The sequence below is a fragment of the Pseudomonas sp. NFACC14 genome (assembly GCF_900106885.1).
Taxonomy (GTDB): Bacteria; Pseudomonadota; Gammaproteobacteria; order Pseudomonadales; family Pseudomonadaceae; genus Aquipseudomonas; species Aquipseudomonas fluorescens_AA.
This window is the reverse complement of sequence record NZ_FNOA01000048.1, coordinates 1-6,668: the sequence shown is the minus strand read 5'-3', so window position 1 is coordinate 6,668 and position 6,668 is coordinate 1. Positions and strand designations below refer to the sequence as shown.

The 6,668-nt window shown below is 63.3% G+C and carries 4 protein-coding genes; 1 reads left to right on the top strand and 3 read right to left on the bottom strand.

Features of this window, described 5'->3' with window-relative positions:
- Nucleotides 1-220 precede the first annotated feature (220 nt).
- The 3 genes from BLU85_RS29995 to BLU85_RS29985 form a co-directional block, all read right to left on the bottom strand.
- Nucleotides 221-832, bottom strand: a complete 612-nt coding sequence (locus BLU85_RS29995) for an aspartyl/asparaginyl beta-hydroxylase domain-containing protein (protein WP_060742635.1) — start codon at nucleotides 830-832, stop codon at nucleotides 221-223.
- Between the two features lie 143 nt (nucleotides 833-975).
- A complete protein-coding gene (locus BLU85_RS29990) occupies nucleotides 976-2,346 on the bottom strand; it encodes an MFS transporter (RefSeq protein WP_092205599.1) in 1,371 nt (456 codons plus the stop codon).
- Nucleotides 2,343-3,347, bottom strand: a complete 1,005-nt coding sequence (locus BLU85_RS29985; RefSeq protein ID WP_092205598.1) for a cupin-like domain-containing protein — start codon at nucleotides 3,345-3,347, stop codon at nucleotides 2,343-2,345. The genes BLU85_RS29990 and BLU85_RS29985 overlap by 4 nt, the downstream gene beginning before the upstream one ends.
- A gap of 361 nt (nucleotides 3,348-3,708) precedes the next feature.
- Here BLU85_RS29985 and BLU85_RS29980 point away from each other — a divergent pair.
- A partial coding sequence (locus BLU85_RS29980; protein WP_256573230.1) for a non-ribosomal peptide synthetase occupies nucleotides 3,709-6,668 on the top strand: 2,960 nt, incomplete at its 3' end.

The following is a 6,668-nucleotide window of genomic DNA, read 5'->3' as shown; positions in this document are numbered from 1 at the left end:
GGGGTCTTGGGGGCCCACAGATTCAGCAGCCACCCACATGGGGGTCTTGGGGGCCCACAGATTCAGCAGCCACCCACAATCCACTGTGGGAGCGAGCTTGCTCGCGATAGCGGTGGCTCAGCTTGCATCGGGATTGAATGTACCGCCGTCATCGCGAGCAAGCTCGGCTCTCACATGGGGTCTTCTGTGCCCACAGACTTCCCGGTGACGGGGATCCACCTCAGGCCACCATGTGCTTCTCACGATGAAACTCAAGGTACAGCACAGTACGGTGAGCCCTGGACGCATTGACCGCAAAGTGATCCAGGGATCCATCGAAAATCACCAGGTTCCCGTTGGTGCTCTGGTTGAAGCTGCCATTGACATTAAGGTAGGCATAGTTCTGTGTGGTAGGCGCATCGATGGTCAATTGCATATGCAGCAGACCTTCTTCCCAGGTGCCGGTATGCGAATGCGTACCGAGGAACACGTTGGGTTCCATGCGCAACAAGGCGCAAAGCTTGATGCCGGGAATCTTGCTCAGCAGCTCGATGGTCCCGGGCATGGCGTCGCGGGCGTAGGGAATCGGGGTGTCGTAGGCCACCAGGCCGTATTGGGTCCACTCCGGCATGATATCCATGTCGTCACCCCATCCCCAGAGCCAGCCATACTCTCCCCCAGCCGCCATGTGAGCGTCGATCTCCTCGACGATCTCGGCGATCTGCTTGCCGACGCGGTTGATCGTCAGGGTTGGCGCATCGAGGGCCAGAAATTCCTCGCGGATCACTTCCCAATTGTCGGCCAGGTTCTTCAGTTGCGGAAAACGGCTGGGATCATAAAACGACGGGCGCATAGGTACTCCTTTTATTGAGGTTGGCGATGCCAGATAGTCCTGTCCGCCGGGTGAAAGGGGCGCGGCAGGAGAGCCTGCCAAGGTTGACCCACCGGGCTTGGCCTGTCTGTCACGGGAATCAGGTACACCGGGGCCGACCGGCATTACAGGGGCTCGGCCTGGGGGTTTTCGGTCATCCGCACGACCGCCACCGGCGCCGGGGGCTCGTCCAGTCGACGCATCGGCCCATACAGCAAGACGCTCAACGGCAGGATCGCGAACAACCCGCCGGCCACCACGAACAGCAACCCCACGCCACGCCCCGGCCCCACGCCCAGCCAGCGTCCGATCGAGTCGGCGTAAAGACCGCCGGGCATCAGCGCTGGCTGGAACCAGTGGTCCACCAGGAAACCGCCGACGATCACCGCCAGGCTGGTGGTGGCGATGGTCAACATGCTGATCAACGCAAACACACTGGCACGGCTGCCGGCGGGAATCCTGCGCATCCACAGCGAGTTCACGCTGGCATCGGCGATGCTCGCCATGGTGATCGCGACAAAAGCCAGTGCGCAGTAGGCGAAGGTCTGCGAGACCAGCCCCAAGGCAACGACACAACCGGCCAACAACAGGTCGGCCACGGCCACCAGCGCCATCAACCGGCGTGGATTGCCCATCGAGATCAGCAGCCCCGCGCCCGCCAGCCCGCCCAGGGCCGCCCAGGTGTAGGCCATGCCCAAGGCCTGGCTGCCCAGGGTCGACAGCAGCAATGGCGTCATCATCAAGGTGGCCAGTGACAACAGCGCCGTGCGCATCATGGTGTAGACCAGCAGCCCGGCCATCAGCCGCTCGGCGACGAAGAACTTCAGCGCCGCGGCGACATTCCCCAGCGCCCCGCCAAACACCGTGCCTTTGGGCCCGCCGTCCTGACGACCCGGCGCCCCTCGCACATGGGAGAACGCCTTGATCACCAGCAAGGTGCCGGAGCAGAAGGTCATCAGGTCCACCGCCAGGATCGTCACCAACCCGGCACTGGCCATGATCGCCCCCGCCAACAACGGCGCCACCAGGGCCGACGCGTTCTTGCTGATACTGATCAACCCCGAGGCCCGGGTGAACTTGTCAGGGGCGACAATCGTACTGACAGCGGCCTGATAGGCCGGTTTGCGAAAGGCGCCGACAATCGACGCCAGGCAATTGAAAATGTACAGATGCAACGGCTCCAGGCGTTCGAACCAGAGCAGCGCCATGACTCCGAGGAGCAGCACCGCCAGGGTCACATCGCAACAGACAATGATCACCCGATGGCTGATCCGGTCGGCCAGCCCACCCGCCAAGGGCAAGAACAACACCGCCGGCAATGTCGCCGCCAGTACCACGTTGGCGAAGGCCACCGCCGAACCGGTATGGTTGTACACCCAGACACCCAGGGCGAATTCCATCAGCGCCGTGCCCACTACCGCCAGCGACTCGCCGCACCAGAGGAAATAGAAACCGCGCCCCAGGTCAAAACCCCGGCGACCGCTCCCCACGCTCATGGGCGCACATCGCGAGGCGTGACCACACCGAGCAACTTGTCCAGCAGCCGATAGGCCATGGAATAAAGCACCGCGCCCAATATCAACGGCGCAAAACGGGAAAACAGATAGGTCCGCAACACCCGCCTGGCGATGGGCGAGCTGATGTTGCCGCTGACGTGCAAGGGCGTCGGGAACGTCGCCGCGACGGTCGCACCGAATTCATCGTCCATCGATTGCACGGCGTGCCACCAGTAGACCGGGATGTACAGCGCATCCCCCGGCTCCACCACCGTGCGCAGCGCCCGCAACGCTCGAGTGCCAGGGAAACGCCCGGTGTCGATGTCGTACAGGTAGCCCGCCTCTTCGATCACCGGGCGCAAGGCCCGCCAGCTGGCTTCATCCGGCGGTAACAGCAACACTTCCTTGGCACCGACGACCTGGGCCATGAACGTTTCATCGACGACATGGAAGTGCCAATCGGTATAGGAATTGCGGTACAGGAAACTGCGATGGGGCGGGTAGTGCCGGGACTTGCCCAACTGCGGCATGAACGGCAACCCGCCGACATCCTCCTTCATCGGCTCGATGGCCGAGCCTTCGGAGAACCGGCAACTGTCGGCCACCAACGGCGAATCACCCACGTTCAGGTCGTCGAGAAACTGGTGGAACGGCATTTCCCGATAGACCGTGTTGGCATACTCGGTCAGCTCGGCCTTGACCTTCGGGTTGGACCAACCGATGACCTCGGAAACGATCTGCGAGCGCACCACCACCGCACTGTTGCGCGAGTGCGCCTTGAGGTAATCCAGGCGTTGCCATTTCTGGAAAGCCGGCCAATGCCGTACCGCATTCCTGACCAGGCAGGGACGGTTGCGATTGACGTAGCGGCGGGTGAATTCCTCTTTGGAAATCGCCAGCGCATCGATCACGTCGACCGCGCCTGCCTGTGGGTGATTGGGAAAGCGGGACAAGCTCCAGAACTTCGTCGCTGGGCGGTCCGATTCGGCGGTTAATGGCATGTTCGACCCTCGCAAGCACACTCAGGGCCGTTGGTATAACAGACTCGCGCGACCACGCCCAAGCGCCGCAAAGCCACGTTCCGCGCCGTTGTCCCTGCTTCCCATGACAGACATCCCAAGGCGGATGCTCTAATTTTTTCTCACTTTGTGAAGGGATATCAGGCGCAGCCGAACGGCAGGACGGGACCCTCGACGGCTCGCAACGCAGCCCTCGCCGCCCCGTCGCACCCAGCGCTTTGCACCGCCCCCGATGTCCTTCTCCACGGCTATTGATTCCGCCGACTGGCAGTCGTCCAGGCCTTCACCACTGCCATTCGAACGGAGAAAAACCTCAATCGATTCTGCAAGCAGGTGCTCCGAAATGGATTCGTCGACCGATATGTTGCCTACCCAAGACTCCGTGTCCCACGAGCTGGCCTCCGTCCAGCAGGGCATCTGGCTGGATCAGCTCGCACACCCGGACCTGCCCTACTACAACATCGGCATGTCCCTGGAGATCAAGGGCCGGATCGACATTGCATTGTTCGAGAAAGCCATCGAGCTGGTCGCCAACCGGCACGACACCCTGCGCCTGAGCTTCAGTCATGAAGGCGGCACCGGCCGCCAGCGGGTGCTGCCCGAGGTCAAGGTGAGCATGGAGGTGGTGGAGTTCTCCGAGGCCGACGCCGAGGCCGGCCTGGCCATGGACTATCTGCGCAATGCCTTTCGCCAGCCCTTTGAATCATTGACGGGCCGGCTCTGGGAGGCACGCATGGTCCGCTGCGGCCCGAACCGCCATTACTGGCTCGCCCGCTACCACCACCTGGTCACCGACGGCATTGGCGTGGCCCTGATCGGCCATGCCGTGGGGACGGCCTACAATGCCCTGCTGGCCGGCAACGATGAAGTCGCCCAAGGGCATTCCTACCTGTCGTTCCTGGAAGATGACCGGGCTTACCTGGCCTCGTCCCGCTATGAGCGCGACCGCCAGTTCTGGCAGGAAACCTACGCACAGATGCCGCCGTCGCTGCTGCAGCGCCGGGCCGATTTCAAGACAGGCCAGGCCAATGAGCTGGCCCCCAGTGCCCAGGTCCAGGCGATGCTGCCCCGGGCGCTGTACAACGCGTTGACGCAGTTTTCCAGCGAACGCAGCCTGTCGGTCGCCCATGTGCTGATCAGCGTGGTCGCCACCTATTTCTGCCGCACCGTGGGCGTCGACGAAATCGTCATCGGCATGCCCGTGCATAACCGCACCACTGCCCGGGCGAAAGAAACCGCAGGCATGTTTTCCTCGGTCAGTCCGATCCGCCTGCCCGTCGACTTCGACGCCTCGCTGCTGGACCTGATGCACACCGCTGGCGGTCAACTGCGCCGCTGCTACCGCCATCAGCGCTTCCCCATCGCCGAGCTCAACCGCACCCTGCGCCTGGCACAGACCGGGCGTCGACAGCTGTTCGACGTGTCACTGTCGTTCGAAAGCCTGGACGGCGACGATCAGTTCGGCGGCACCTCGTCCACGGTCATCACCATGGACAACGGCTATGAGCAGACGCCCATGGCGATCTTCGTGCGCGACTATCATCCGTTCGAAGACGTCCACCTGGATTTCAACTTCAACACCGCCTACTTCAGCCTGGAAGAGGCCCGGCACCTGCAACAACGCATCGTCTCGATGCTCGAGGCAGTGCTGGAGCAGCATGCAACGCCCGTGGGGCAGTATCCGCTCATGAACCACGCCGAGCGGCAACGCGTGCAAGTCGAATTCAACGCCACCGCCCGCGACTATCCGCAGGATGTGTTGATCCACCAACTGTTCGAACAGCAAGCCCGGCAGCGTCCGCACGCCTGTGCCGTGCGCGGCGATACCGGGCCGTTGCTCAGTTATGAACAACTCAACCGCCAGGCCAATCGGTTGGCCCATCGCCTGATCGAGCTGGGCGTGAAACCGGATGAGCGAGTGGCCGTGAGCCTGAAGCGGGGACCGGACATGGTCGTCGCCCTACTGGGGGTTCTCAAGGCTGGGGCGGCCTACGTGCCCATCGACCCGGACCTGCCGAATGCACGCCAGGTATTCATGCTCGACGACAGCAGCCCTCGGGCCGTACTGACCAGCCAGGCGTTGCAAGGCCTGCTGCCAGCCTCGAGTGTCCCGCTGCTGGCCCTCGATGATCACGCACAACTGGCCGCTCAACCCGAACACAATCCGGACCCGCAAGTCCTCGGCCTGAGCCCCACCCACCTGGCCTATGTGCTCTACACCTCCGGCTCCACCGGCACCCCCAAGGGGGTGATGAATGAACACCTCGGCGTGGTCAACCGACTGTTGTGGGCCCGGGATGAATACGGCGTCGATGCCACCGACCGCGTGCTGCAAAAGACCCCGTTCGGTTTCGATGTGTCGGTCTGGGAATTCTTCCTGCCACTGCTGGCCGGGGCCGAACTGGTCATGGCGCGCCCGGGCGGCCATCAGGAACCGGACTACCTGGCCCGGCTGATGCGCCAGGCCAGCGTCACGATGTTGCACTTCGTGCCGTCGATGCTCGACCTGTTCCTCGAACACCATGACGGGCAGGCCTTTCCTGACCTGCGACGCGTGTTGTGCAGCGGCGAAGCCCTGCCCCGCAGCCTGCAACGGCGTTTCGAACGGCAGTTGCCAGAGATCGAGCTGCATAACCTCTATGGCCCGACCGAAGCGGCCATCGACGTGACGGCCTGGCAGTGCCGCCCCAGTGACCCTGGCGAAAGCGTGCCCATCGGCCGACCGATCGCCAATATCCAGATGTACGTGCTCGATGGCCGTGGCGCACCACAACCGCTGGGTGTCGCCGGGGAAATCCACATTGGTGGTATCGGCGTGGCCAGGGGTTACCTGAACCAACCGCAATTGAGCGCCGAGCGCTTCATCGCCGACCCGTTCAACAGCGAGCCGAACGCGCGCCTGTACAAGACCGGCGACCTCGGCCGCTGGCTCGCCAACGGTGCCCTGGAGTACCTGGGGCGCAACGATTTCCAAGTGAAGATCCGTGGTTTGCGCATCGAAATCGGTGAAGTCGAAGCGGCCCTGGCGTTGTGCCCGGGTGTTCGTGAAGTGGTGGTCATTGCCCGGGAAGACCATCCCGGGCAGTCGGAAAGCAAGCGCCTGGTCGCCTATGTCTGCGGCGAGCCGATCCCGGCCGAACAACTGCGCAGCACCCTGCTCAAGCACTTGCCCGAATACATGGTGCCCAGCGCCTTCGTGCACCTCGATGCCTTGCCCCTGACCGCCAACGGCAAGCTCGACCGCCGCGCCCTGCCGGCCCCCGGCCTGGAAGCCCTGGCCAGCAAAACCTACGAGGCGCCCCA